Source organism: Actinomadura violacea (assembly GCF_017573465.1).
In the GTDB taxonomy this organism is placed as follows: domain Bacteria; phylum Actinomycetota; class Actinomycetes; order Streptosporangiales; family Streptosporangiaceae; genus Spirillospora; species Spirillospora violacea.
In genome coordinates, this window is record NZ_JAGEPF010000019.1 from 225,213 (window position 1) to 249,542 (window position 24,330).

18 protein-coding genes are annotated in these 24,330 nt (G+C 75.0%); 15 read left to right on the forward strand and 3 right to left on the reverse strand.

All coding sequences use genetic code 11. From position 1 onward, the window contains the following. The first annotated feature begins 92 nt into the window (after positions 1–92). Complete coding sequence (locus J4709_RS30835) at positions 93–1,358, forward strand: DNA polymerase IV (protein ID WP_208245781.1); 1,266 nt, start codon at positions 93–95, stop codon at positions 1,356–1,358. A 147-nt stretch (positions 1,359–1,505) separates the two neighbouring features. Further along, positions 1,506–1,895, forward strand: coding sequence for an SCO2097 family morphological protein (locus J4709_RS30840; protein WP_173100048.1), 390 nt, complete (start codon positions 1,506–1,508; stop codon positions 1,893–1,895). A gap of 54 nt (positions 1,896–1,949) precedes the next feature. Here J4709_RS30840 and J4709_RS30845 read toward each other — a convergent pair whose 3' ends face one another. The 3 genes from J4709_RS30845 to J4709_RS30855 are packed head-to-tail and all read right to left on the reverse strand — an operon-like array spanning position 1,950 to position 6,950. Continuing rightward, positions 1,950–4,430, reverse strand: coding sequence for a transglutaminase TgpA family protein (locus tag J4709_RS30845; RefSeq protein ID WP_232384232.1), 2,481 nt, complete (start codon positions 4,428–4,430; stop codon positions 1,950–1,952). Further along, positions 4,427–5,902 (reverse strand): DUF58 domain-containing protein, encoded by a 1,476-nt coding sequence (locus J4709_RS30850; protein WP_208245783.1) that lies wholly within the window; start codon positions 5,900–5,902, stop codon positions 4,427–4,429. Before J4709_RS30850 ends, J4709_RS30845 begins: the two co-directional genes overlap by 4 nt. A gap of 4 nt (positions 5,903–5,906) precedes the next feature. Next, positions 5,907–6,950: an AAA family ATPase gene (locus J4709_RS30855; RefSeq protein ID WP_208245853.1), complete on the reverse strand. Its 1,044-nt coding sequence runs from the start codon at positions 6,948–6,950 to the stop codon at positions 5,907–5,909. A 522-nt stretch (positions 6,951–7,472) separates the two neighbouring features. On the opposite strand from J4709_RS30855, the gene mraZ reads away from it, so the two are divergent. From mraZ to ftsZ, 13 genes are all read left to right on the forward strand, one after another. Further along, a complete protein-coding gene (mraZ, locus tag J4709_RS30860; protein WP_208245785.1) occupies positions 7,473–7,904 on the forward strand; it encodes a division/cell wall cluster transcriptional repressor MraZ in 432 nt (143 codons plus the stop codon). Between the two features lie 243 nt (positions 7,905–8,147). Further along, complete coding sequence (gene rsmH / locus J4709_RS30865; protein ID WP_208245787.1) at positions 8,148–9,134, forward strand: 16S rRNA (cytosine(1402)-N(4))-methyltransferase RsmH; 987 nt, start codon at positions 8,148–8,150, stop codon at positions 9,132–9,134. Then, positions 9,131–10,060, forward strand: coding sequence for a cell division protein FtsL (gene ftsL, locus J4709_RS30870; protein WP_208245789.1), 930 nt, complete (start codon positions 9,131–9,133; stop codon positions 10,058–10,060). The genes rsmH and ftsL overlap by 4 nt, the downstream gene beginning before the upstream one ends. A gap of 619 nt (positions 10,061–10,679) precedes the next feature. Next, positions 10,680–12,392 carry a peptidoglycan D,D-transpeptidase FtsI family protein gene (locus tag J4709_RS30875; RefSeq protein ID WP_208245855.1) on the forward strand — a complete coding sequence of 571 codons (1,713 nt, stop codon included), beginning with the start codon at positions 10,680–10,682 and terminating at the stop codon, positions 12,390–12,392. An 81-nt stretch (positions 12,393–12,473) separates the two neighbouring features. Beyond that, entirely contained in the window at positions 12,474–14,057 is a 1,584-nt protein-coding gene (locus tag J4709_RS30880) for a UDP-N-acetylmuramoyl-L-alanyl-D-glutamate--2,6-diaminopimelate ligase (protein ID WP_208245791.1), read from the forward strand. A gap of 18 nt (positions 14,058–14,075) precedes the next feature. Further along, the gene (locus J4709_RS30885) at positions 14,076–15,473 is read left to right on the forward strand and encodes a UDP-N-acetylmuramoyl-tripeptide--D-alanyl-D-alanine ligase (protein ID WP_208245793.1); all 1,398 of its coding nucleotides are present in this window, start codon (positions 14,076–14,078) and stop codon (positions 15,471–15,473) included. Continuing rightward, positions 15,470–16,528 (forward strand): phospho-N-acetylmuramoyl-pentapeptide-transferase, encoded by a 1,059-nt coding sequence (gene mraY, locus J4709_RS30890; RefSeq protein ID WP_173100056.1) that lies wholly within the window; start codon positions 15,470–15,472, stop codon positions 16,526–16,528. The genes J4709_RS30885 and mraY overlap by 4 nt, the downstream gene beginning before the upstream one ends. Before the next feature lie 2 nt (positions 16,529–16,530). Next, the gene (murD, locus tag J4709_RS30895) at positions 16,531–17,976 is read left to right on the forward strand and encodes a UDP-N-acetylmuramoyl-L-alanine--D-glutamate ligase (RefSeq protein ID WP_208245795.1); all 1,446 of its coding nucleotides are present in this window, start codon (positions 16,531–16,533) and stop codon (positions 17,974–17,976) included. Beyond that, positions 17,973–19,229: a putative lipid II flippase FtsW gene (gene ftsW, locus J4709_RS30900; RefSeq protein WP_208245797.1), complete on the forward strand. Its 1,257-nt coding sequence runs from the start codon at positions 17,973–17,975 to the stop codon at positions 19,227–19,229. Before murD ends, ftsW begins: the two co-directional genes overlap by 4 nt. 117 nt (positions 19,230–19,346) lie before the next feature. Beyond that, positions 19,347–20,441 carry an undecaprenyldiphospho-muramoylpentapeptide beta-N-acetylglucosaminyltransferase gene (murG, locus tag J4709_RS30905; RefSeq protein ID WP_208245805.1) on the forward strand — a complete coding sequence of 365 codons (1,095 nt, stop codon included), beginning with the start codon at positions 19,347–19,349 and terminating at the stop codon, positions 20,439–20,441. After that, a complete protein-coding gene (gene murC, locus J4709_RS30910; protein WP_208245807.1) occupies positions 20,438–21,859 on the forward strand; it encodes a UDP-N-acetylmuramate--L-alanine ligase in 1,422 nt (473 codons plus the stop codon). Before murG ends, murC begins: the two co-directional genes overlap by 4 nt. Positions 21,860–21,944: 85 nt before the next feature. After that, entirely contained in the window at positions 21,945–22,706 is a 762-nt protein-coding gene (locus J4709_RS30915) for a cell division protein FtsQ/DivIB (RefSeq protein ID WP_208245809.1), read from the forward strand. Between the two features lie 451 nt (positions 22,707–23,157). Beyond that, the coding region (gene ftsZ / locus J4709_RS30920) for a cell division protein FtsZ (RefSeq protein ID WP_208245811.1) at positions 23,158–24,330 on the forward strand (1,173 nt) is incomplete at its 3' end.

The window sequence follows — 24,330 nt, forward strand, 5'->3', positions numbered from 1 at the left end:
AGCGGAGCGAACCAGCGAACACAGCAGCGGAGCTCACGCATGGCCGAGCCGCTGGGCGAGGCAGCCTCCGAGCCGCTAGGCGAGGGGGCCGCGTGAGCCGCAAGCAGCAGCTGCACCGGCCCGGGCCGCAGCCGGGCCCGCCCGCCGACGACACCGGCTGTGCGATCCTGCACGTCGACATGGACGCGTTCTTCGTCAGCGTCGAGCTGCTGGAGCGGCCGGAGCTGCGCGGCCGCCCGGTGGTGGTGGGCGGCGCGGGGCCGCGCGGGGTGGTGTCCGCCGCGTCCTACGAGGCCCGGAGGTTCGGCGTGCACTCGGCGATGCCGATGTCGCGGGCGCGGCGGCTGTGCCCGCAGGCGGTGGTGCTGCCGGTCAGCCACGGCAAGTACGGCCGGGTGTCGGCGGCGGTCTTCGAGATCTTCCGGTCGATCACCCCGCTGGTGGAGGGCCTGTCGCTGGACGAGGCGTTCCTGGACGTGGCGGGCGCGGGCCGGCGGCTCGGCCGCCCCGCCGAGATCGCCCGGATGATCCGCGAGCAGGTCCGCGCGCAGCAGGGCATCACCTGCTCGGTCGGCGTCGCGAGCACCAAGTTCGTCGCCAAGCTCGCCTCCACCCGCTGCAAGCCGGACGGCCTGCTCGTCGTCCCCGCCGACGGCGTCGAGGACTTCCTGCACCCGCTGCCCGTCGCGTCCCTGTGGGGCGTGGGGGAGCGGACGGAGCAGGCGCTGACCCGGCTCGGCCTGCGCACGGTCGGGCAGCTCGCGCGGATCCCCGTGACGACGCTCCAGCGCGAGCTGGGCAACGCGATGGGCGCGCATCTGCACGAGCTGTCGTGGGGCCGCGACCCGCGCGAGGTCGTCCCGCACACCCCGGACAAGAGCATCGGCGCGGAGGAGACGTTCGACACCGACGTCGACGACCCGGAGGTGATCCGCCGGGAGCTGCTGCGGCTGGCGGAGAAGGTCGGCGCGCGGCTGCGCGGGTCCGGGAACGCGGGACGCACGGTGAGCGTCAAACTCCGGATGGCGAACTTCAAGACGATCACGCGGGCGCGTACCCTGCGCGAGCCCACCGACCTTGCTCGTGTGATCTATGTCACAGCGTGCGAGCTCTATGAGGGGGCCGGGCTGGAACGGGTACGACTCCGTCTGGTCGGGGTGCGGGTGGAGAACCTGTGCCCCGCCGGCGAGGCCCCCCGTCAGCTCGCCTTCGACGAGCCGGAACGCGGCTGGCGCGAGGCCGAGCGCGCGATGGACCAGGTGGCGAACCGGTTCGGCCGCGGTGCCGTCCGCCCCGCCGCCCTGGTCGAGCGCGCGCACGATGGTGACGCACGCGACGGCAGGGACGGGAGACGATGAGAGAAGGCGGTGAGCTGACCGGTATGGGGCCCTGGACCCGCCGTTCGCTTTCGTACGCCGGTGAGTGCTCGTATTCTGGGCATATCACCGTTGACGTTCCCGTCCCGCATCGGATACCCCGCCGCGGGGCTGTCGTTGGGAGGCGCCGTGCCGCTGTCTGAGCACGAACAGCGCATGCTCGAGCAGATCGAGCAGGCGCTGTACGCCGAGGATCCGAAGTTCGCGCACGCCGTCCGGTCGACCAACCCCCAGGTGCACTACAAGCGCCGCATCATCAAGGCCGCGCTCGGGTTCGTCGTCGGTGTCTGCGCGCTGATGGCCGGGCTCGTCATCAACGCCGGGACCGCGACCATCGCGGTCAGCGTGGCCGGCTTCCTGCTCATGGTCGTCTGCTGCGTGTGGGCGCTCACGAGCTGGAAGCGGATGACCGGCATCGGGAACGAGCCCGTGCGGCGGGGCCGCCAGGCCCGTCCCGCCAAGGCCGGCTTCATGGAACGCATGGAGGAGCGCTGGCGCCGCCGCACCGAAGGCGAGTGACCCGGCCGGATCTCCTGACCGCTCCGCCGAGCGGCGCCGCGGGCCTTGCGGGCCCTACCGGCGCCGCATGCGGTTCGGCAGGTCGTTGAGCCGGTCGGCCAGGTCCGCGGCGCGCGAACCGGTGTCGCGCAGCGCGGACCGCGCCTGCGCCATCGCCGACGGCGGGAAGACCCGCGCCCGCCAGCGCGCCCCGCGCCCCACCGACGACGCGAACGCCGCGCGGACGGTCCGCACGTCGGCGCGCAGCCGCTCCGGCGGCTCCGCCGCCCGGGCCCGCGCGTAGCGGGCCAGCTCCTCCGCCCGGGCGATGCGCCCGAGCGCCTCCGCGGGCACCGCGTCCAGCTCCAGCAGCTCGCCGAGCCGCCGCGCCGCCGCGCGCGGCGAGTCGCTCGGCCGCCACTCCAGACCGTGGTCGAGGGCGTCGGCGTGCATCTCCCGCCATGCCGCGTGCGCGGCGCCGTCGTCGTCGGAACCGCCGCCCGGCGCGCCGCCGCGCCCGTCCTGGCCGGGGTCCCCGCCGCGGTCGCGCGGCTTGGCCGCCAGCGCGGCCCAGCGGCGCCGCCGGGTGAGCGCACGCAGCGCCATCGGGACCGCGAGGAGCAGCAGCACCAGCACCCCGCCCGCGATCCACGGCGCGGCCGCCATCCCGCCGTTCCCGGCGTCCTGCTCGGTGAGGCCGCCCTGCGGGCCGGTGTCGTTGCGGTGCGGCGCGGCCTGCGGCGAGGCCGACGCCCGGTCCGGCCCCGACGTCGCCGAAGGGCTCGGCAGCGCGTCGTCGCCCGGCCGCCCGCCGCCGGTGCCCGACGGCTGGCTGTAGCCCGGCGTCACCGCCGTGCCCTGCCCCGCCGCGCCCGCCGGCGTCGGCTCGAACCGCACCCAGCCCGACCCCTCGAAGTACAGCTCGGGCCAGGCGTGCGCGTCCCGCGACCGCACCACCCACGTGCCCGGCTGCGTCTGCGTGCCGGCCGTGTACCCCATCGCGACCCGCGACGGGATCCCGAGGATCCGCGCCATCAGCGCCATCGACGCGGCGAACTGCTCGCAGTACCCGCGCTTGCTGCGCAGCAGGAAGTCGACGAGGTCGTTGCCGTGCTGCGGCGCCGGCGTCGACAGGTCGTAGGTGAACCCGCCGGTGAGGGTGAACCAGCGCTGCAGCTTCACCGCCTGCGCGCGGGCGCTCGACGCGCCCGCCGTCACGTTCTGCGCGAGCGTCCTGACCTGCGGCGGGATGTTCTTCGGGACGGCGGTGTAGTGCGCGACGACGTCCGCCGGGTACCCCACCGCGGCCGACAGGTCCGCCGCGGTCGGGTCGGCGCGCAGGCTCCGGACGGTGTAGGACCGGCCGCCCGCCGAGTCGTTCAGCGAGTAGATCATCAGCGACTGCCGGTGCACCCGCCAGTCGCCCTTGATGGACACCTGCGACGGCGCGTACGGCACCGGCAGGAAGGTCATGTCCCGGACGCCGCCGCTCACCGTCACCCGGGTGGTGACCTCGTGCACCGGGGCGATGCTCAGCCCGGGCGGCGGCGGCAGCGTCCGGCCCGACAGCCGGTCGGCGGCGCTGCTGCTCAGCCTGCTGTAGGTCCACCGGTCGCCGTCGAACCGGTCGAGCGCGTACAGCCGCAGGTAGTCGGGGCCGTCCGGGTCGTCGGTGCGGTAGGTGAGGACGATCGAGTCGTCCAGCCGGGTCAGCTCCCGTTTCAGGCTGACGAGCGGGTCCGGCGTGGTGACCGTCTGGGTGCCCTGGCCCGCGCCCCCGCCGCCGCCGAGGCCGAACACGCCGCGCGGGTGCACGCCGGGGATCGCCATCGGCAGCAGCACCGCGATCGCGACCGAGCCGGCCGCGATCCGCCGGCCGCTCGCCGCGCGCCGCCCGCCGTCGGGCTCGACGCGCTGGCCGCTCGGCGGCTCCGCGCCCGCGAGCGGCAGCTCCCCGCCGCGCCGGTGGACGGTGACCGCCCGGCCCCAGCCGCCGACCTGCTCGCGCGCGTCGGCCATCAGCAGCCCGAGGAAGCCGAGCGCGCCGATCCCGAAAGCCAGCCACCCGACGCCGTCCTGGCGGACCGCGGCGGGCACGCTGTACATCGCCAGCAGCGGCAGCCCGGCCGGCGCCGCCCGGCGCAGCCGCACCGCCAGCAGGTCGACGAGGGCGGCGACCACGCCGACGCCGGCGGCGACCAGCAGCCCGATCCCGGACACCAGCGGCACCGGCGCCGCGTACCGGTTCGCGGCGTGCCAGCCGTCCCCGGCGAGGTCGGCGAGGTGCGACAGCGAGCCGGGCGACGGCACGAACCCCAGCCACGCCTCGCCCCGCGAGTACGCCACCGTCAGGTACAGCAGCAGCATCGCCAGCCCGCACAGCGGGTCCAGCACCGCCGGCAGCCGCAGCCGCCGCGACACCAGCGCGCCGCACATCACCGCGAGCACCGCGGCGACGCCCGTCCAGAACCACTTGCCGCTGGCGAACAGCGGGTACAGGCCGACGGAGCAGGCCAGCGTCGCCGCCCCGGCCACGACCGTCATCCGGATCCTCATGCGGCGCCTCCGGCGACGTCCGCCGCCTCGTCGGTCCCCGCGCCCGCGGTCGCGGACGTCCCGCCGGGCTCCCCGGTCTCTTGCGCGTCCTCTGTCTCTCCGGGCGCGGCGGCGGGCCGCGGGGCCGAGCCTGCCTGCTCGGCGCCCGCCCACGCCCCGGCCAGCTCCGCCGCAGACCGGACGACCAGCACCTTCCACCCGCCCGCGCGCAGCAGCGCCGCGATGGTCTGCGGCTCCAGCGGCGCGTCGTCGTCGCCGGGACGCGGCGCGGGGGCGCGCGTGTCCGCGCCGCGCGCACCGTGGACCCGCGGCCGCACGCCCCGCATCCGATGGCCCGCCTCCGGCGCGGCCGTCCGGCCGCCCGCGTCGATCAGCACCGCCAGCCGGGTGCCCGCGCCGCGCCGCGCCGCCGCGACCCGGTGCGCCTCCTCGGCGGTCAGCGCCCCGAACACCGCCGCGACCAGCCCCTCGCCCTCCCGGCCCTGCCCGGGCGCGCCGCCCAGCGCCGCCAGGCCGGGCGTCAGCGACGCGGCCCTGGACCGGTGCGCGACGGCCAGCGCCTCCAGCAGCAGCCCCTCGAACGCCCCGTCGAACGACGCCGCCGCCGACAGCGCCTCGCCCTCGTCGGTGACGAACCGCAGGTTCATCCCCGTCCGCCCGAGATGCACCCCGACGGACGCGGCGACCGACACCGCCTGCTCGAACGAGCCGCCCGGCCCGTCGCCCCAGTGCGCGCCGCGCCGGGTGTCCAGGAACAGCGTCCCGCTGCTCTGGAAGTGCTGCTCCTCGCGCCGCACCATCAGCTCGCCGTGCCGCGCCGTCGACCGCCAGTGCACCCGCCGCAGGTCGTCGCCGTGCCGGTACTCGCGCGGCGCCACGTCGTCCTCGCCCGCCGCCGACACCGCCCGCGCCAGGCTCTCGCCGCCGCCTCCCCACGCGCCGCTCAGCCGGGTCCCCGGCAGCGGCACGATCGCCGGCGTGACGGTGAGGGTGTCGGACATGCTGAACGAGCGGACCAGCTCCACCATCCCGAACGGGTCGGCCAGCCGGACCGTCAGCGGCCCCACCCGGAACCGGCCGCGCACGTCCGACCGGATCCGGTAGCCGAGCTCGCGCGAGCCCTGCGACTCGATCCGGTCCAGCACGAACCGCGCCCGCCCGCCGAGCGCGTAGGGCACCCGGTCCTCCACCAGCAGCAGCCCGCTCGGCATCCGCGACACGTTCTCCAGCCGCAGGTCGACGCGCGTCTCGTGGCCGACCGGCAGCCGCGCCGGCTCCAGCCGCCGCGCGCACGCGAGGCGGTACCGGGTCCGCGACACCGCCAGCGTCGACAGCAGCGGCAGCACCAGCACCAGCACCCCGGCGCGCAGCAGGTCGCGCTCGCCGAGCACGAACGCGCACACGATGGCCGTCGCGCCGGCCGCCACGAAGGACCGCCCGCGCGTGGTCAGCCCGGCCAGCGCCCTCCTCAACCGGTCACCTCCCGGGGGAGGGCACCGGCAGCCGGCGCACCAGGTCGGCGACCACCTGCTCGGGGCGGCGCCGCTCGACCTGCGCCTCCGCGGTCGGCAGCAGCCGGTGCGCGAGGACGGGGACGGCCAGCTCCTGGACGTCGTCCGGCAGCACGTAGTCGCGGTCGTCCAGCGCCGCGTACGCCCGCGCCGCCCGCACCAGATGCAGGGTGGCGCGCGGGGACGCGCCGAGCCGCAGCTCCGGGTGCTTGCGGGTCGCGGTGACCAGGTCGATCGCGTACTGCCGCACCGACGCCGCGACGTGCTGGCGGCGCACCACCTCGATCAGCTCGCGGACGTCGGAGGCGTGCGCGACCGGGGTGAGCCGGTCCAGCGGCGACGACCCGCCGTGCGCGTCGAGCATCTCCAGCTCCGACGCCGGGTCGGGGTACCCCATCGAGATCCGCGCGGTGAACCGGTCCCGCTGCGCCTCCGGCAGCGGGTAGGTGCCCTCCATCTCGACCGGGTTCTGCGTGGAGATCACCATGAACGGGGGCTCCAGCGCGTAGGTGGTGCCGTCCACCGTGACCTGGCGCTCCTCCATGCACTCCAGCAGCGCCGACTGCGTCTTCGGCGACGCCCGGTTGATCTCGTCGCCGACCACGATGTTGGCGAACACCGGCCCCGGCTTGAACTCGAACTCGCGCAGCTCCTGGTTGTAGGCGCTGACCCCGGTGATGTCGCTGGGCAGCAGGTCCGGCGTGAACTGCACCCGCCGCACCGAGCAGTCGACCGAGCGCGCGAGGGCCTTGGCCAGCATCGTCTTGCCGACGCCGGGGACGTCCTCGATCAGCAGGTGCCCCTCGGCGAGCAGCACGGTCAGCGCGAGCCGCACCGCCTTCGGCTTGCCCTCGATGACCGACTCGACGGCGCCGCGGATCCGGTCGGCGACCTGCACGAGGCCGGCCAGGCCGCGGCCGGGCCCCTCGCGTCCCGCCGCGCCCTCCGCCCCGCCGCCGCCCGCGCTGCCGGGCCGGGTGCCACGCGATGCCGGGGGGTCGGTCTCCATGAACGACTCGCCGTGCGTGCCTACTGCCACCAAACCCTCCTCAGCCGTCCGGCCGCGGTGTGCTCGAAGGCCCCTGACGGAGCCCGCCCCCCGGGACCGGGGGCCCGTCTCGTCGCGACCGGTGCGGCGCCCTGCGCGCCCGCCCAACCGACAGTACGTCGTCGGCGGGCCCGCCGCGATGTTCATGGGGAACGCGAGCCCATTGTGCTCCACGGAGATCACCGCCACGGCCCGGCCGGTCCCTCCACTCCGCCCCACCGGCCGCTTCCGGCCCTCCCGCGCGCCCCCTCGAAGTCCCGCCGCACGGGGCGCCGCGGGCCGTCCCGGCGGTGTCGCGCAGGGGAGCGGCACGCGGAGGGGGTCCCGCGCCCCCCACTCCACACCACCCCGTCTGACCTGCGGGTTTCTCGACGATCTTCGTGCGTGAGAGGCGTTTTCCTTGTTGACGGTGGGGAAGAGTGGAGTAGAGTGGGGCGCCGTGGGGAGCAGTAGCGCCTCAATGCGGCGCGGGAGGTGGGGCCGGTGTTCCTCGGCACCCATTCACCGCGCCTCGACGACAAGGGACGACTGTTCCTGCCGGCGAAGTACCGCGAGGAGCTGTCGGGGGGATTGGTGATCACGAAGGGCCAGGAACGCTGCCTGTACGTCTTCCCCATGGCGGAGTTCCAGCGCATCACCGAGGCTCTGCGTGCCGCGCCGGTCACCGAGAGGACGGTCCGCGCCTACAGCCGGGTCTTCTTCGCCAGCGCCTCCGACGAGGTCCCCGACAAGCAGGGCCGCGTCACGATCCCGCCGCCGCTGCGCAAGTACGCGGGGCTCACCCGCGACTGCACGGTCATCGGCGCCAACACACGCCTGGAGATCTGGGACACCCAGGCCTGGGAGTCCTACCTCGAGCAGGAGGAGCAGGCGTTCTCCGACGTCTCGGAGGAGGTGTTGCCAGGGATCCTCTAGACGACCCGTCGGTCCGTTGACCGGCACTGGCCCACGTTCGGCCAGGTCTCCAGCCGCTCTCCGAGCCAGCTGGCGCAGCTTCCCCGGTGCCAGACGGCGACCCCCCGCGGTAACGCGGTGATCTTCCCTTAGGGCAGCGGATGGGGACCTGGCCGGGCGAGGCCGCCGCCGGGGGCGGGCAAGGTCCGGACCGGCGATGCCACGCAGTCCGCGAGCGAAGTGGCAGTACCAGGGGGGTGAACCATGGACGTGGGAGACCACGCGGCCGGGGCCGGTCACGTACCGGTCATGCTCGGTCGCGTTCTGGAGCTCCTCGCCCCGGCCGTGGCCGCCGCCCGCGACGCCGGACGCGCACCCCGCTACCTCGACGCCACGCTCGGCATGGGCGGCCACGCCGAGGCCATGCTGGCGGCCCACCCGGACCTGCGGCTCATCGGGCTCGACCGCGACACCACCGCGCTGGAGCGCTCCGCGCGGCGGCTGGCCCCCTTCGGCGACCGCGTCACGCTCGAGCACGCCGTCTACGACGAGATCCCCGGCGTCCTCGCACGGCTCGGCGTCCCGGCCGTGGACGCCGTGCTGTTCGACCTCGGCGTCTCCTCCCCGCAGCTCGACGAGGCCGACCGCGGCTTCGCCTACTCCTACGACGCCCCCCTCGACATGCGGATGGACCGCACCCAGGGCCTCACCGCGGCGGAGGTCGTCAACGGCTACCCGCCCGCCGAGCTCGCCCGCATCCTGCGCGAGTACGGCGAGGAGCGGTTCGCCCAGCGCATCGCCGCGGCGATCGTCCGCGAGCGCGAGCGCGCCCCGCTCGACTCCACCAGGCGGCTCGCCGACCTGGTCCGCACCTCCATCCCGGCCGCGACGCGCCGCACCGGCGGCAACCCGGCCAAACGGACGTTCCAGGCGCTGCGCATCGAGGTGAACGGCGAGCTGGACATCTGGCGGCGGGCGCTGCCCGCCGCCCTGGACGCGCTCCCGGTCGGCGGCCGGGTCGCGGTCCTCAGCTACCACTCGCTGGAGGACCGCATCACCAAGCGGGTCCTCGCCGCCCAGGCGGCCGACACCACCCCGCCGGACCTGCCCGTCCCGCTGCCCGAGCACGAGCCGAGGTTCCGGCTCCTCACCCGCGGGGCCGAGCTGCCGTCCGACGAGGAGACCACGACCAACCCACGGGCCGGGTCGGTGCGGATGCGCGCCGCCGAGCGGGTCCGGGAGGCGACATGACGACGACGAGCCGACGCCCGCCGGCCACCGCGCCCGCCAGGAACGCGCCGAAGAAGGGCGCGCCCCGCAAGAAGCGGCCCGACCCGGACCGCCCGTCCGACGGCGCCGCCACCACGGGACGGGTCGCGCCGCCGCGCGGCACCACGCCCAAGAGCCCGGCCAAGAAGAGCCCGGCGAAGGGCGCGCAGGGCGCGCAGTCCGCCCCGTCCAAGGCCCGGCCGCGCCGGAGCGCCTCGCCCGAGCCGAAGAAGGCCGCGCCCAACAAGAGCGTGCCCAACAAGAGCGTGCCCAACAAGAGCGTGCCCAACAAGAGCGTGCCCAACAAGAGCGCGCCGGCGACGAAGACGCGGGCCAAGGGCGCGCAGGCCGCGGAGACCAGGGCGCGGCGCGAGCCCCGCCCGGCCCGCCGCGTCGCCGCGTCGCCGCCGCGCGCCCCGTTCGTGCTGCTCATCATCGCGCTGCTCGGCGGCGCCCTGGTGAGCCTGCTGCTGCTCAACACCGTCCTGGCGAAGGACGCCTTCACGCTGAGCAAGCTCGAGCAGGAGAACAAGGAGCTCGACCAGCGCGCCCAGGAGCTGCAGGCGCTGAACGAGCAGGAGGACTCCCCGCAGAACCTCGCGAAGAAGGCCGAGGCGCAGGGCATGCGGGAGAACAAGTACCCGCGCTTCTACTTCCCGGGCACCGGCAAGACCAGCGCGGGCGGGCTGCGGCCCGTCCCGCAGGCCGCCGCCGCCTCCGCCGGCGCGGCGGCCGTCGTGGGCGTCCCCGGCACCGTGGTGCCCGGCGACGGCGTCCCGCTGCCCACCGGCACCACGGGCGGGACCGGCGGGACCGCCTCGGGCGGCGGCTCCGCGCACGGCACCCCGCCCGCACGCGGAACGGGGGCCGCGCACGGCGGCGCCGGGAACGGGAGCGGCCGGCCGTGACACGGGGCAGCCGCCGGGACGGTGACGGCGCCCGCCGCACCACCGGTGCCGAGGGGCGGGGGACGCGGTGACGAAGGGACCGGGACGCGGGACCGCAGGTCCGCCGCCCGGCCGGAAACGCGGCTCCGGCGGCTCGGCGGGGCGCGACGACAAGAGCGGCCCGGGCGCGGCGCGCGCGTCCGGGCGTCAGACCGGCAACCCGCCGCGGCCGCCCGGGGGACGGGCGGACGCGGCGGGCCGGCCCGGTAAGAAGGGCGGCCCCGCCGCCCGCCGGCCCGCCCGCGGCGGCACGGTCCCGCAGCCGCGCAAGGGCACCGGTAAGAAGGACGCGGAGAAGAAGCCGCCCGCCAAGGGCACGCCCGCCAAGCCGGCGTCCACCAAGGCGGCCTCCGCCAAGAAGGCGACCCCCAAGAAGGCGACCACCAAGAACGCGGCGTCCGCGAAGAGCCGGACGGCCGCGTTCCGCACGACCGCGGCCACCGCGCGGCCGGGCGGCCCGGCCCGGACGGGCGGGACGCGCCGCGACGGCCCGCGCGGGCCCCGCCCCGGCGGCGGCTCCGGGCGCCGCCCGCCCCGCCCGCCGCGCCGCCCGCGCGTCCCCTTCCACCGCCGCGACCCGATGAAGCGGCTGAACGCCGGGCTGCTGGTCGTGGCGTTCGTGCTGTCGCTGTTCGCGGGCCGCCTCGTCCAGCTCCAGACGATCGAGTCGGGCAAGTACAGCGACCAGGCGATGGCGCAGCGGGTCAGGGACCTGAAGCTGCCCGCGCTGCGCGGCGCGATCACCGACGCGCAGGGCCGCCCCCTCGCCATGACGGTGGAGGCCCGCGCGATCACCGCCGACCCGTACGTCATCAAGCCGGACAAGCGGCAGGCGATCGTCGACGCGCTCGCCCCGACGCTCGGGCTGAGCAAGGACGCGGTGATGAAGGCGATCAGCCGGAAGGGGACCCAGTTCGTCAACCTGGCGCACGGCGTCACCCCCGACCAGGCCCGCCTCATCATGTCGTGGAACTTCCAGGGCATCGGGACTTTGCCGGAATATCGCCGGGAGTATCCCAACGGTTCGCTGGGCGCGAGCGTCATAGGTTTCGTGAACGGTGCGGGTAAGGGCGCCGCCGGCCTGGAGAGCACGCAGAACGCCGTGCTGTCCGGGCGCGACGGGTGGCAGCGCGTGGAGATCAGCCTCGAGGGCCAGCACATCCCCATGGGCGAGGACCAGAAGAAGCCGCCCGTCCCCGGCCGCGGCATCCGCCTCACCCTCCAGGAGGACCTGCAGTACAAGGCGCAGCAGGAGATCGAGAAGCAGGTCAAGGCGAGCGGCGCGCGCAGCGGCACCGTCATCGTCATGGACCCGCGCACCGGCGCGCTGCTGGCGATGGCGTCGGCGCCCGGCTACGACCCCAACCACGTGACGCAGGGCGACCGCGACCTGTGGGGCAGCCCGCTGGTGCAGGAGGCCTACGAGCCGGGCAGCACGGGCAAGGTCGTCACCGCCGCGGCCGTGATGGAGCACGGCGGGGTCACCAAGGACACGCCCTTCGAGGTCCCGTACGAGTTCCGCAAGTACGACCGCGTCTTCCACGACGCCGAGCGGCACGGCGTCGAGCACCTCACGTTCGCCGGGGTGCTCGCCAAGTCCAGCAACGTCGGCACCATCCTGGCCAGCCAGCACATCTCCGAGCAGCAGCTCTACCAGACGCTGCGCGACTTCGGGTTCGGGCAGCCGACCGGCCTGCCGCTGCCCGGGGAGACGCCGGGCCTGCTCAAGCCGCCGTCGAAGTGGTCGGGCACCGACCGGTACCCGATCGCGTTCGGGCAGACGGTGTCGGTCAACGCGGTGCAGATGGCGAGCGTCTACGCGACGATCGCCAACGGCGGCGTCCGCGTCGCCCCGAACCTCGTCGCGGGGACGGTCGACCCGAACGGGAAGTTCGCCCCGGCGCCCGCGCCGCAGCGCCGGCAGGTCGTCGGCCAGGGCACCGCACGGCAGATCAGCGACATGCTGGAGGGCGTCACGACCTCCGAGGGCACCGCGCCGAAGGCGCAGATCAAGGGCTACCGGGTGGCGGGCAAGACCGGCACCGCGCAGCGCTTCGACGCGGGCTGCGACTGCTACAAGGGCTACACGGCGTCGTTCGCGGGGTTCGCGCCCGCCGACGACCCGCGGCTCGTCGTCCAGGTCGTCCTGCAGGATCCGAAGCGGGGCAGCCACTATGGTGGCGACGTCGCCGCGCCCGTGTTCCGGGACGTGATGAGCTTCGCGCTGCAGTCCGAGAAGATCCCGCCGACGGGGAGCAAACCGCCGATCATCAAGATCTACGCCCGAGACTGACCGCAGCGAGTACCCTCACTCGCCGTGAGTCCACCATCCGTTTTCCAGCCTTCCCGTTCCATCGTCACCGAAAGAACCGCCATGCGTCCGACCACTGTGCAGGCCCGTCCGCTGGACGGGCTCGCGGCGACTCTCGGGATCGAAGGGGCCGACCGGGGCGACACGGGCGGCCGGGGCGGCGCGAACGGCCGGGGCGGCACGGGCGGCACGGGCTGCCTGAGCGGCACGGAGGTCACCGGGATCACGCACGACTCGCGCGCGGTCCGGCCCGGCGACGTGTACGCGGCGCTGCCCGGCACCCGCACGCACGGCGCCGAGTTCGCCGCGCAGGCCGCCGCGTCCGGCGCCGCCGCGATCCTCACCGACCCCGCCGGCCGAAGCCGCGCCGCCGCGACGGGCCTGCCGGTGCTGGTGGTCGCGGACGTGCGCGCGCGGCTCGGCGACGCCGCCGCCTACGTGTACGGGGAGCCGGGCCGCGACCTCACGCTGATCGGCATCACCGGCACCAGCGGCAAGAGCACCACGGCGTTCCTGGTCGAGGCGGGGCTGCGCGGCGCGGGCCTCACGACCGGCCTGGTCGGCGGCGTGGAGATCCGGGTCGCCGACGAGCGGGTGCCGAGCGCGCTGACCACGCCGGAGGCGACGGACCTGCACGCGCTGCTGGCGATGATGCGCGAGCGCGGCGTCGGCGCGGCGGCGATGGAGGTGTCCAGCCACGCGCTGGTGCAGGGCCGGGTCGGCGGCGCCCGCTACGAGGTGGCCGTCTTCACCAACCTGTCGCAGGACCACCTGGACTACCACCCGACCATGCAGGACTACTTCCTGGCGAAGGCGCGGCTGTTCACGCCCGAGTACGCGCGGGTCGGGGTGGTCAACTTCGACGACCACTACGGCCGCGAGCTGATGGAGATCTCCGCGATCCCGGTCACGACGTTCTCCGCGTCGGGCGACCCGGCGGCGGACTGGCGGGCCGAGGACGTGCGGGTCGGCGCGGACGGCAGCGTGTTCCGCGTCGTCGGGCCCGGCGGCGTCGAGGCCGACGCCTCGGTGCGGCTCGCCGGGCCGTTCAACGTCGCCAACGCGCTCGCCGCGATCGTCGCGCTGGTCGAGGCGGGGATCGGGCTGCCGTCGGCGGTGCGCGGCGTCGCGTCGCTGGAGGGCGTGCCCGGGCGGCTGGAGCGCGTTGACGAGGGGCAGGACTTCGTCGCGCTCGTCGACTACTCGCACAAGCCCGGCGCGGTCGAGGCGGTGCTGACCGCGCTGCGCCCGGTCACCGAGGGCACCCTCGCGGTGGTCCTCGGCTGCGGCGGCGACCGCGACCGCGGCAAGCGCCCGCTGATGGGAGAGGCGGCGGCGCGGCTGGCCGACATGGCGTATTTCACCAACGACAACCCGAGGTCCGAAGATCCGCTCGGCATCCTCGCCGCTATGGTCGAGGGCGGGCTCAAGGTGCCGCAGCGGCACCGGGCGCACATCGTCGTGGAACCCGACCGCGCGGCCGCGATCGAGCTGGCCGTCGGCCGGGCCCGCCGCGGCGACGTCCTCGTCGTCGCGGGCAAGGGGCACGAGCAGGGCCAGTACGCGGCCGGCGAGGTGCAGCCGTTCGACGACCGCGAGGTCGTCCGGGAGGCGCTGCGGCGTGCCGCGCCTCGGGAAGAGAAGTAGAGGGGACGGGACGCAGGCGTGATCCCACTTCCGCTGTCGACGATCGCGGAGATCACGGGGGGCACCCTCGACGGGGCGCCCCCGGACGCCGTGGCGGGCGGTCCCGTGGTGATCGACTCCCGCGCGGTGGAGCCCGGGTCGCTGTTCGCGGCGTTCCGGGGCGAGCGCGCGGACGGGCACGAGTTCGCCGCCGCCGCGCTCGCGGCCGGGGCCGCGGCGGTGCTGGCGCAGCGCCCGGTGGGCGGCCCGGCGGTGCTGGTCGGCGACGTCCAGGAGGCGCTCGGCCGGCTCGCCCGCGGCGTGCTGGAGCGGCTGCCGGACACCACCGTCGTCGCGGTCACCGGGTCGGCGGGCAAGACCTCCACCAAGGACCTGATCGCGCAGCTCGTCGGGCGGGCGGGGCCGACGGTGTGGCCGCCGGGCTCGTTCAACAACGAGATCGGGCTGCCGCTGACGGTGCTGCGCGCGGACGCGGCCACCCGGCACCTGGTGCTGGAGATGGGCGCCCGCGGCGTCGGGCACATCGCCTACCTGACCGGGATCGCGCGTCCCGACGTCGGCGTGGTGCTGAACGTCGGCACCGCGCACATGGGCGAGTTCGGCAGCCGCGAGGCGATCGCGAAGGCCAAGGGGGAGATGGTGGAGGCGCTGCTCCCCGGCGGCACCGCCGTGCTCAACGCCGACGACCCTCTGGTCAGCGCCATGGCGTCGCGCACGGCCGGCGAGGTCGTGACGTTCGGCCGGTCGGACGGCGCGGCCGTCCGCGCGGTGGACGAGACGCTCGACGAGCAGGGCCGGGCCCGGTTCACGCTGGTGACGCCGGAGGGCTCGGCGCCGGTGGCGCTGCGGCTGTACGGGTCGCACGCGGTCGCGAACGCGCTGGCGGCCGCGGCGGCGGCGCGCGCGGCGGGCCTGCCGGTGGACGAGGTCGCTGCGGGGCTGTCGGAGGCGGAGCCGGCCAGCCGGTGGCGGATGGAGGTCACCGAGCGGGCCGACGGCGTGACGGTGGTCAACGACGCCTACAACGCCAACCCCGACTCGACCCGGGCCGCGATCGACGTGCTCGCGCACATGGCCCGCGGCCGGCGCGCGTACGCGGTGTTGGGTGAAATGGCCGAACTGGGAGGTTCGTCCGCCGCGGAACATGCCAGTATCGGGCGGCATGCCGCGCGCAGCGGGCTGGACGGCCTCGTCGTCGTCGGCGCGAACGCGGCGGCGATGGCCGAAGGTGCCGCGGAGGTGGCGTCATGGACGGGAGAGTGCGTGCAGGTGGATGACGTCGGCGCGGCGGTGGCCGCGCTCAGTGGGCGGCTCGGGCCGCAGGACGTCGTGCTGGTGAAGGGCTCCCGGGTCGCCGGGCTGGAGCGGGTCGCCGAGGCGCTGCTGGCGGCGCCGGACGGGCGGGCCGGTCGATGACCAACATCCTCATCGCGGCCGGGTTCGCGCTGGTGTTCGTCATGGTCGGCACCCCCGTGTGGATCCGGATCGTCAACCGGCTCGGCTACGGCCAGATGATCCGGGACGAGGGCCCCGAGGCCCACCTCACCAAGCGCGGCACCCCCACCATGGGCGGCACCGTCTTCATCGTCGGGTCGCTCTTCGGCTACGCGCTCGCGCACCTGGTCACCGGGGAGGCCCCGACGATCTCCGGCGTGCTGGTGCTGTTCCTGATGACCGGCCTCGGGTTCGTCGGCTTCGTCGACGACTTCATCAAGGTGTTCAAGCAGCGCAGCCTCGGCCTGCGCAGCGGCGCCAAGATGATCGGCATCATCCTGGTCGGGGTGGTCTTCGCGGTCGCCTCGCTGAACTTCCCCAACGGCTACGACATCACCCCCGCCGACCCCCACCTGTCCTTCCTGCGCGACTTCGGCCCCTCGATCGGCCCCTACCTGTTCGTCGTCTGGGCGCTGCTGCTGATCGCGGCGATGTCCAACGGCGTGAACCTCACCGACGGCCTGGACGGCCTCGCCGCCGGCCCCGCCGGCATGGTGCTGGCCGCCTACGTGATCATCGGCAACTGGCAGCTGCGCAACTCCTGCATGGCCTCGCTCGTCCCCAACTGCTACAACGTGCGCGACCCCCTCGACCTCGCGGTGGTCGCCGCGGCCGTGCTCGGTGGCGTGTTCGGCTTCCTGTGGTGGAACGCCCCCCCGGCGAAGATCTTCATGGGCGACACCGGCTCGCTGGCCCTCGGCGGCGTCCTGGTCGGCCTCGCGATCCTCACCCGCACCCAGTTCCTGCTGGCCATCCTGTGCGGCCTGATCGTGATGATCACCCTGTCGGTGATCATCCAGGTCGGCGGCTTCAAGATGACCAAGAAACGCGTGTTCAAGATGGCTCCGCTGCAGCACCACTTCGAGCTGTCCGGCTGGGCGGAGACCACCATCGTCGTGCGGTTCTGGCTGATGTCGGCGCTGTTCGTCGGCATCGGCATCGGGATCTTCTACCTGGAATGGATGCCCAAGAAGTGACGATGAGTCCCTGGGACGGCCTCGCCGTCTGCGTCGCCGGGCTCGGCGTGTCCGGCCGGGCCGCCGCGCGCGCGCTCGCCGCGCGCGGCGCCCGCGTCACGGCGGTCGACGCCCGCGACGGCGACGAGCAGCGCGCGCAGGCCGCCGAGCTGCAGGAGCGCGGCGTCGCGGTCCGGCTCGGCGACGGCGAGACCCTCCCGGAGGGCACCGGCCTGGTCGTCACCTCGCCGGGGTGGAAGCCGGACGCGCCGCTGCTCGCCGCGGCGGCCGCGGCCGGCGTCGAGATCATCGGCGAGGTCGAGCTGGCCTGGCGGTTGCGCGGTGAGGGCGCCGCGCCGTGGCTGGCCATCACCGGGACCGACGGCAAGACGACCGCCGTCCGGATGCTGGCCTGCATGCTGACCGCCGCCGGCCACAAGGCCCTCGCCGTCGGCAACGTAGGCACGCCGATCGTGGAGGCGGTCTGCGGGGGGTATGGGGGGCCGTCCCCCCAAGAGACACAGCAGCCGTACGACGTGCTGGCCGTGGAGCTGTCGAGCTACCAGCTGCACTGGTCCAGCACGGTCGCGCCGGCGGCGGCGACCATCCTGAACATCGCGCCCGACCACCTCGACTGGCACGGCACCATGGACGCCTACGTCGCCGCCAAGGCGAAGATCTTCGCGCCCGGCACCGTCGCCGTCTACAACGCCGACGACGACACGTCCACGGCGCTCGCCGAACGCGCCGAGGGCGTCGAGCGGCGCGCCGGGTTCACGCTGCGGGTGCCGCGCCCCGGCGAGCTCGGCGTCGTCGAGGAACTGCTGGTCGACCGCGCGTTCACCGCCGACCCCGCGAGCGAGGCCGCCGAACTCGCCGCGCTCGGGGACGTCCACCCGTTCGCTCCGCACAACGTCGCCAACGCGCTCGCGGCGGCCGGCCTGGCGCGGGCCTTCGGCGTGCCGCCCGAGGCCGTCCGGGAGGGGCTGCGCTCGTTCGTGCCCGACCCGCACCGCATCCAGCACGTCGCCGACGTCGCCGGCGTCGCCTACGTCAACGACTCCAAGGCGACCCAGCCGCACGCCGCCGCCGCGTCCCTGGCCGCCTACGAGCCGATCGTGTGGATCGCCGGCGGCCTCCTCAAGGGCCTGGACGTCGACGACCTGGTGCGCTCCTGCGCCGGCCGGCTGCGCGGCGTCGTGCTGATGGGCCGCGACCGGCACCGGATCGCCGAGGCACTCGCGCGACACGCCGCCGATGTCCCGGTCGTCGACGTCGCCGACACCGACACTGGGGCCATGGACCGCGTCGTCACCGAAGCAGCCGGGCTCGCCCGTCCCGGCGACACCGTGCTGCTCGCCCCCGTCGGGGCCTCCTTCGACATGTTCGCCAACTACCCGGCCCGCGGGGACGCCTTCATCGCCGCGGTGGAACGCCTCGCCGCCGCCGGAGACCCGCAGGCCTCATGACCGCCGTACCGGCCGAAGAAGGACGGACGCGCCGGGCGGGGCCGCGCGAGCAGGTCGCCGCCGCGGTCGGGCTGCTCGACCGCCCGCTCACCTCCTACTACCTGGTGCTGGGCTGCTCGGTGATGCTGCTGGCGCTCGGCCTGACGATGGTGCTGTCGGCGTCGTCGGTCACGCAGCTGCAGGAGACCGGGTCCGCGTACACGCTGTTCCAGAAGCAGGCCGTGTGGATGGCCGTCGGGCTGCCGCTGATGTGGCTGGCGTCCCGGCTGCCGGTCCGCACGTTCCGCGCGCTGGCCTACCCGCTGCTGCTGCTGTCGATCGTCGCGCTGGCGATGGTGCTGGTGCCCGGCCTCGGCCGCAGCGCCGGCGGCGCCACCCGCTGGATCGACCTCGGGCCGATCCAGATCCAGCCGTCCGAGCCCGCCAAGCTCGGGCTGGTGCTGTGGGGCGCCGACCTGCTGGCCCGCAAGGAAAGGCTCGGCCAGCTCACCGAGTGGCGGCCGCTGCTGGTGCCGCTGCTGCCGGGCGCCGGGCTGCTGGTGCTGCTGGTGATGCTCGGCGACGACCTCGGCACCACCCTGGTGCTTCTGACGATCTTCCTGTCGCTGCTGTGGGTGGTCGGCGCGCCCGGCCGGCTGTTCGTCGGCATCGCCGGCCTGGTGTGCCTGCTGGTGTCGATCCTCATCGTCGTCGAGCCGTACCGCATGCAGCGGCTCACCGGCTACCTCGACCCGTCCGGCAACCGGCTCACCAGCAACTACCAGACCATCCAGGGGCTGTACGCGATCGCCTCCGGCGGCCTGTTCGGCACCGGCCTCGGGGAGGGGCGCGCCAAGTGGGACTACCTGCCGCACGCCGAGACCGACTTCATCTTCGCGATCGTCGGCGAGGAGTTCGGCCTGGCCGGGGCGCTCGTCGTCATCGGGCTGTTCTCGCTGCTGGCCTACGCGGGGCTGCGCATCGCCCGCCGCGTCAAGGACCCCTTCACCCGCCTCGCCGCGGCCGGCGCGACCGCCTGGCTGCTCGTTCAGGCCATCGTCAACATCGGCGCGGTCATCGCGGTGCTGCCCGTCACCGGCATCCCGCTGCCGCTGGTCTCCTACGGCGGTTCCGCGCTCATCCCGACGCTGATCGCGCTCGGGATGCTGCTGGCGTTCGCCAAACGCGAGCCCGGCGCGCGGCAAGCACTGTCCGCACGCGGCCCCGGACCGGTCGTGAGGGCTCTAAGCTGGCTGGGACTGGCACGGCGCTGAATCCCCCCGCCGGGGTGCCGGCGACCCGGCGTCCGCGTCCCGCACGCGCCGAGTGCGGGACGGACGCGAGCGGACGGCACCCGACACGTCGAACACGCTGAGGAGTTGTCAACGAGCATGAGGGTTGTCCTGGCCGGCGGCGGCACCGCCGGACACATCGAGCCCGCCCTGGCTCTCGCCGACGCGCTGCGCCGCAACGACCCCGAGACGGGGATCGTCTGCCTCGGCACCGAACGCGGCCTGGAGACCCGGCTGGTCCCGCAGCGCGGCTACGAGCTCGCACTGATCCCGCCGGTCCCGCTGCCGCGCACGCTGACCCCGCAGCTGCTGTCGGTCCCGGGCCGGCTGCGCGGCGCGATCAACGCCGCGGCGAACGTCCTCGACCAGGCCAGGGCCGACATCCTGGTCGGCTTCGGCGGCTACGTCGCGACCCCCGGGTACCTGGCCGCGCGCAAGCGCAAGGTGCCGATCATCGTGCACGAGGCCAACCCGAAGCCGGGCCTGGCCAACAAGCTCGGCGCCCGCTTCACCGACCACGTCGCGGTGTCGCACCAGGACTCGCCGCTGCCGAACGCCACCTTCGTCGGGATCCCGCTGCGCCGCGAGATCGCGGCGCTGGACCGGCTGGCGATGGGCGACAAGGCCCGCTCCTACTTCGGCCTGCTGCCCGACCTGCCGACCCTGCTGATCTTCGGCGGGTCGCAGGGCGCGCGCTCCCTCAACCAGGCCGCGGTGGCCGCCGCGCCGTACTTCCGGCAGGCCGGCATCCAGGTGCTGCACATCGTCGGGCCGAAGAACACCGAGGAGCCCGAGCCGGCGCAGGGCGGCCCGCAGTACGTCACCATCCCGTACTGCGACCGGATGGACCTGGCCTACGCCGCCGCCGACATGGCGATGTGCCGGGCCGGCGCGATGACCTGCGCGGAGCTGGCGGCGGTCGCGCTGCCGGCGGTGTACGTGCCGCTGCCGATCGGCAACGGCGAGCAGCGGCTGAACGCCGAGCCGATCGTCGCGGCGGGCGGCGGCATGCTGGTCGACAACGCCGAGCTGTCGCCGGACTGGATCGCCCGCAACCTGCTGCCGGTGCTGGCCGACCCGGGACGCGTCGCGCACATGTCCGAGGCGGCCGGGCGGATGGGCCGCCGGGACGCCGACGTCGCGCTCGCCCGGATGGTGTACGACGTGGTCCGCGCGGCGGGCGCCGCCCGATGAGCCTGATCGATCCCGGCGAGGTCGTCCCGGCCGGCGAGCTCGGCCGGGTCCACTTCATCGCCATCGGCGGCGCGGGCATGTCCGGCATCGCCCGGATCATGCTGCGCCGCGGGATCGCGGTGTCCGGCAGCGACGCGCGCGACTCCGAGCTGCTCGGCCAGCTCGGCGACCTCGGCGCGAAGGTGTTCGTCGGGCACGACGCCGCGCACGTCGGCGACGCCGACACCGTCGTGGTGTCCACCGCGATCCGCGAGTCCAACCCGGAGCTGGTCGCGGCCCGCGAGCGCGGGCTGCGCGTGCTGCACCGCTCGGCGGCGCTCGCCTCGCTGATGGCGGGGCGGCGCGCCGTCGCGGTCGCCGGCACGCACGGCAAGACCACGACGACGTCGATGCTGACGGTCGCGCTGCAGCACGCGGGCGCCGACCCGTCGTACTGCATCGGCGGCCAGCTGGTCACCACCGGGCTCGGCGCCGACGAGGGCACCGGGGACGTGTTCGTCGCCGAGGCCGACGAGAGCGACGGCTCGTTCCTCATGTACAGCCCGCGCATCGCGGTCGTCACCAACGTCGAGGCCGACCACCTCGACAACTACGGCGGCTTCGAGATGGTGAAGGAGAACTTCGCCAAGTTCGTCGACCGGATCGAGCCGGGCGGCACGCTCGTCGCCGGCGCCGACGACCCGGTCGCGATGGAGCTGGCGGAGCGCGCGCGGGCGCGCGGGCTGACCGTCCGGACCTACGGCGAGGCCGAGGGCGCCGACCTGCAGGTGACCGGGTTCACCCCGCGCGGCCTCGGCTCCCGCTTCGTGATCGAGGGCGCCGGCGAGGTGGCGCTCGGCGTCCCCGGCCGGCACAACGCGCTGAACGCGGCGGCGGTCGTCGCGGTCGCGCAGGCGCTCGGCGTCGGGGACGCGGCGGTGCGGGAGGGGCTCGCCGCGTTCGGCGGGGCGATGCGGCGGCTGGAGCGCAAGGGCGAGGCGGGCGGCGTCGAGGTGTTCGACAGCTACGCCCACCACCCGACCGAGCTGACCGCCGACCTCGACGCCACCCGCGACTACCTGGGGGAGAAGGCCGCGTCCGGCGGCGCCGCGGGCCGGATCGTCGCGGTGTTCCAGCCGCACCTGTACAGCCGCACCCGGTTCTTCGCCGCCGAGTTCGGCGCCGCGCTCGGCCTGGCCGACGTCGCGGTCGTGCTGGACGTCTACGGCGCCCGCGAGGACCCCGAACCCGGCGTGACCGGCGCGCTCGTCGCCGACGCCGTCCCGGCCGGCACCGAGACCGTCTACGCGCCCGTCCGCGACGAGGTCCCGGGCCTGGCGGCCTCGCTCGCCCGTCCCGGCGACGTCGTGATCACGCTGGGCGCCGGGGACGTGACCGCGCTCGGCCCGCTGGTGCTGGAGCGGCTCGCATCCCGCTGAGAAGCGGGCCGGGCCGCCGCCGGGAGGACACGCCGCCGCGCGGCCGTTCGGCACCGGGCGGCCCGATCACTGCCAAGCTGGGGTCATGACCGAGGCGCGGACGGATCAACCGGACGGCGGGACCGAGGATCCGGCGGCCGGACCGGAGCCCGCCGCCGGCCGGCCCCGCGGGGGCCGCTGGAAAGTGATCTTCGTCGCGCTGCTCGTGGTGGCCGCGCTGGGCGCGGTCGGCTGGGTGCTGCTCGGATCGAAGCTGCTGGTGGTGCGGCATGTGGAGGTGAGCGGCGCCGCGCTCGCCCCGCGCGACCGGATCGTCGCCGCCGCCGGGATCCGCCTCGGCGTCCCGATGGCGCGGCTGGACACCGGCGCGATCAGGGCGCGGGTCGAGCGGCTCCGCGAGGTCGAGTCCGCCGAGGTCAGGCGGGCGTGGCCGGCGACGGTCCGGATCGTCGTGCACGAGCGCGTCCCGGTGGCGACGCTGGAGCGCGGCGGCCGCTACCAGCGGCTCGACCGGTACGGGGTGACCGTGGCGGACGGGGCGACCCGCCCGGCCGGGCTCCCGGAGCTCGCCGTCGCCTCGCCCGGCCCGTCCGACCCGGCGACGCTCGCGGCGCTCAAGGTGCTCACCGGCCTGCCGGACCGGCTGCGCGGCCGGGTCACCGAGGTGGAGGCCGCCGGGCCGGCGGCGGTGACGCTGCACATGAAGGGCGGCCTGACGGTGACGTGGGGCCCGCCGGAGCGCGCGGCGGAGAAGATCAGGCTGCTGGACTCGCTGGAGCGCAGCCCGTCGGGGCGGTCGCTGCACGGCGTCGACGTCAGCTCGCCGGAGGTCCTGATCACGCGCTGACCGGCCCGGAGAGCGGCCGAATGTCAAGCCGTTCGGGTCCGGTGCGTGTGTCGCGGCGATTCCGGGCGTCCGATGGGGCACGCTGGGAAGGTCGGCCGGAGTTCGGCCGGCCTGGACGGACCGGAGGGGCGGGCGGCGGTGCACTGAGCGGCAGGCGGCGGACGCGTCCGTCGCCAACCAGGGCAAACCCGTGCCCAGTGCGACACGCCGGTGGAGTTCGGGGGAGGTTAGTTGACCCTGGCGGTAAGGCCGCCCTACTGTCCGTATCAGTCCTCAGGTTGACATAACTGTAAGCCTCAAGTTGAGGGTGAGGGTTGAGGGTGGCTCGGATCGACGGTCGGTTCCGCCCCCGGCCCGCGCCGGAAATGCACACAGGTCAGGAAACTCCGCGGCGGACGGTCGAAAGACCGGACCGGCGGGTCGGATAGAGCGAGCGGAAAGGCCCCTCGTCGTGGCAGCACCGCAGAACTACCTCGCGGTCATCAAGGTCGTCGGCATCGGCGGCGGCGGCGTCAACGCCGTCAACCGGATGATCGAGGAGGGACTCAAGGGCGTCGAGTTCATCGCGATCAACACTGACGCCCAGGCGCTGCTGATGAGTGACGCCGACGTGAAGCTGGACGTGGGCCGCGAGCTCACCCGCGGCCTCGGCGCCGGGGCGAACCCGGACGTCGGCCGCAAGGCCGCCGAGGACCACCGCGAGGAGATCGAGGAGGTCCTCAAGGGGGCCGACATGGTCTTCGTCACCGCCGGTGAGGGCGGCGGCACCGGCACGGGCGGCGCGCCCGTGGTGGCCAACATCGCCCGGTCGCTCGGCGCCCTGACGATCGGCGTGGTCACCCGCCCGTTCAGCTTCGAGGGCAAGCGCCGCGCGATGCAGGCCGAGGCCGGCATCGAGACGCTGCGCGACGAGGTCGACACCCTCATCGTGATCCCCAACGACCGGCTGCTGTCGATCTCCGACCGGCAGGTCAGCGTGCTGGACGCGTTCAAGGCCGCCGACCAGGTGCTGCTGTCCGGTGTCCAGGGCATCACCGACCTGATCACCACGCCGGGCCTGATCAACCTGGACTTCGCCGACGTCAAGTCGGTCATGTCCGGCGCCGGCTCGGCGCTGATGGGCATCGGCTCCGCGCGCGGCGACGACCGCAGCGTCGCCGCCGCCGAGATGGCGATCTCCAGCCCGCTGCTGGAGGCCAGCATCGACGGCGCGCACGGCGTGCTGCTGTCCATCTCCGGCGGCTCCGACCTCGGCCTGTTCGAGATCAACGAGGCCGCGCAGCTGGTCTCCAACGCGGCCGCCCCGGACGCCAACATCATCTTCGGAGCGGTCATCGACGACGCGCTCGGCGACGAGGTGCGGGTCACCGTGATCGCGGCGGGGTTCGACGAGGGGCGCCCCGCCCGGCCGGCCCCTGAGCCGGAGACCAAGCGCGCCGCCCCGCCGCCGCGCCCGGTGCCGCCGCCCGCCGCGCCGCCCGCACCCGCCAACCCGATCCCGAGCCGGGTCGGCCGCTCCGACACCGGCCCGCAGCAGGCCGCGCCGCAGCAGTCGGTCGCGCAGGCCGCCGCCGCACCGCAGCCCGCGCAGCCGCTGGCCGCGCCCGTCCCGGCGCCCGCGCCG

Bases quoted from the DNA above. Each gene is read 5' to 3' on its own strand.
- murC (WP_208245807.1), top strand. From the start codon at position 20,438: ATGAGCCTGATCGATCCCGGCGAGGTCGTCCCGGCCGGCGAGCTCGGC.
- J4709_RS30855 (WP_208245853.1), bottom strand. From the start codon at position 6,950: ATGGAGACCGACCCCCCGGCATCGCGTGGCACCCGGCCCGGCAGCGCG.
- ftsW (WP_208245797.1), top strand. From the start codon at position 17,973: ATGACCGCCGTACCGGCCGAAGAAGGACGGACGCGCCGGGCGGGGCCG.
- J4709_RS30845 (WP_232384232.1), bottom strand. From the start codon at position 4,430: ATGAGGATCCGGATGACGGTCGTGGCCGGGGCGGCGACGCTGGCCTGC.
- J4709_RS30875 (WP_208245855.1), top strand. From the start codon at position 10,680: ATGAAGCGGCTGAACGCCGGGCTGCTGGTCGTGGCGTTCGTGCTGTCG.
- ftsL (WP_208245789.1), top strand. From the start codon at position 9,131: ATGACGACGACGAGCCGACGCCCGCCGGCCACCGCGCCCGCCAGGAAC.
- murD (WP_208245795.1), top strand. From the start codon at position 16,531: ATGAGTCCCTGGGACGGCCTCGCCGTCTGCGTCGCCGGGCTCGGCGTG.
- murG (WP_208245805.1), top strand. From the start codon at position 19,347: ATGAGGGTTGTCCTGGCCGGCGGCGGCACCGCCGGACACATCGAGCCC.
- J4709_RS30915 (WP_208245809.1), top strand. From the start codon at position 21,945: ATGACCGAGGCGCGGACGGATCAACCGGACGGCGGGACCGAGGATCCG.
- mraY (WP_173100056.1), top strand. From the start codon at position 15,470: ATGACCAACATCCTCATCGCGGCCGGGTTCGCGCTGGTGTTCGTCATG.
- J4709_RS30880 (WP_208245791.1), top strand. From the start codon at position 12,474: ATGCGTCCGACCACTGTGCAGGCCCGTCCGCTGGACGGGCTCGCGGCG.
- rsmH (WP_208245787.1), top strand. From the start codon at position 8,148: ATGGACGTGGGAGACCACGCGGCCGGGGCCGGTCACGTACCGGTCATG.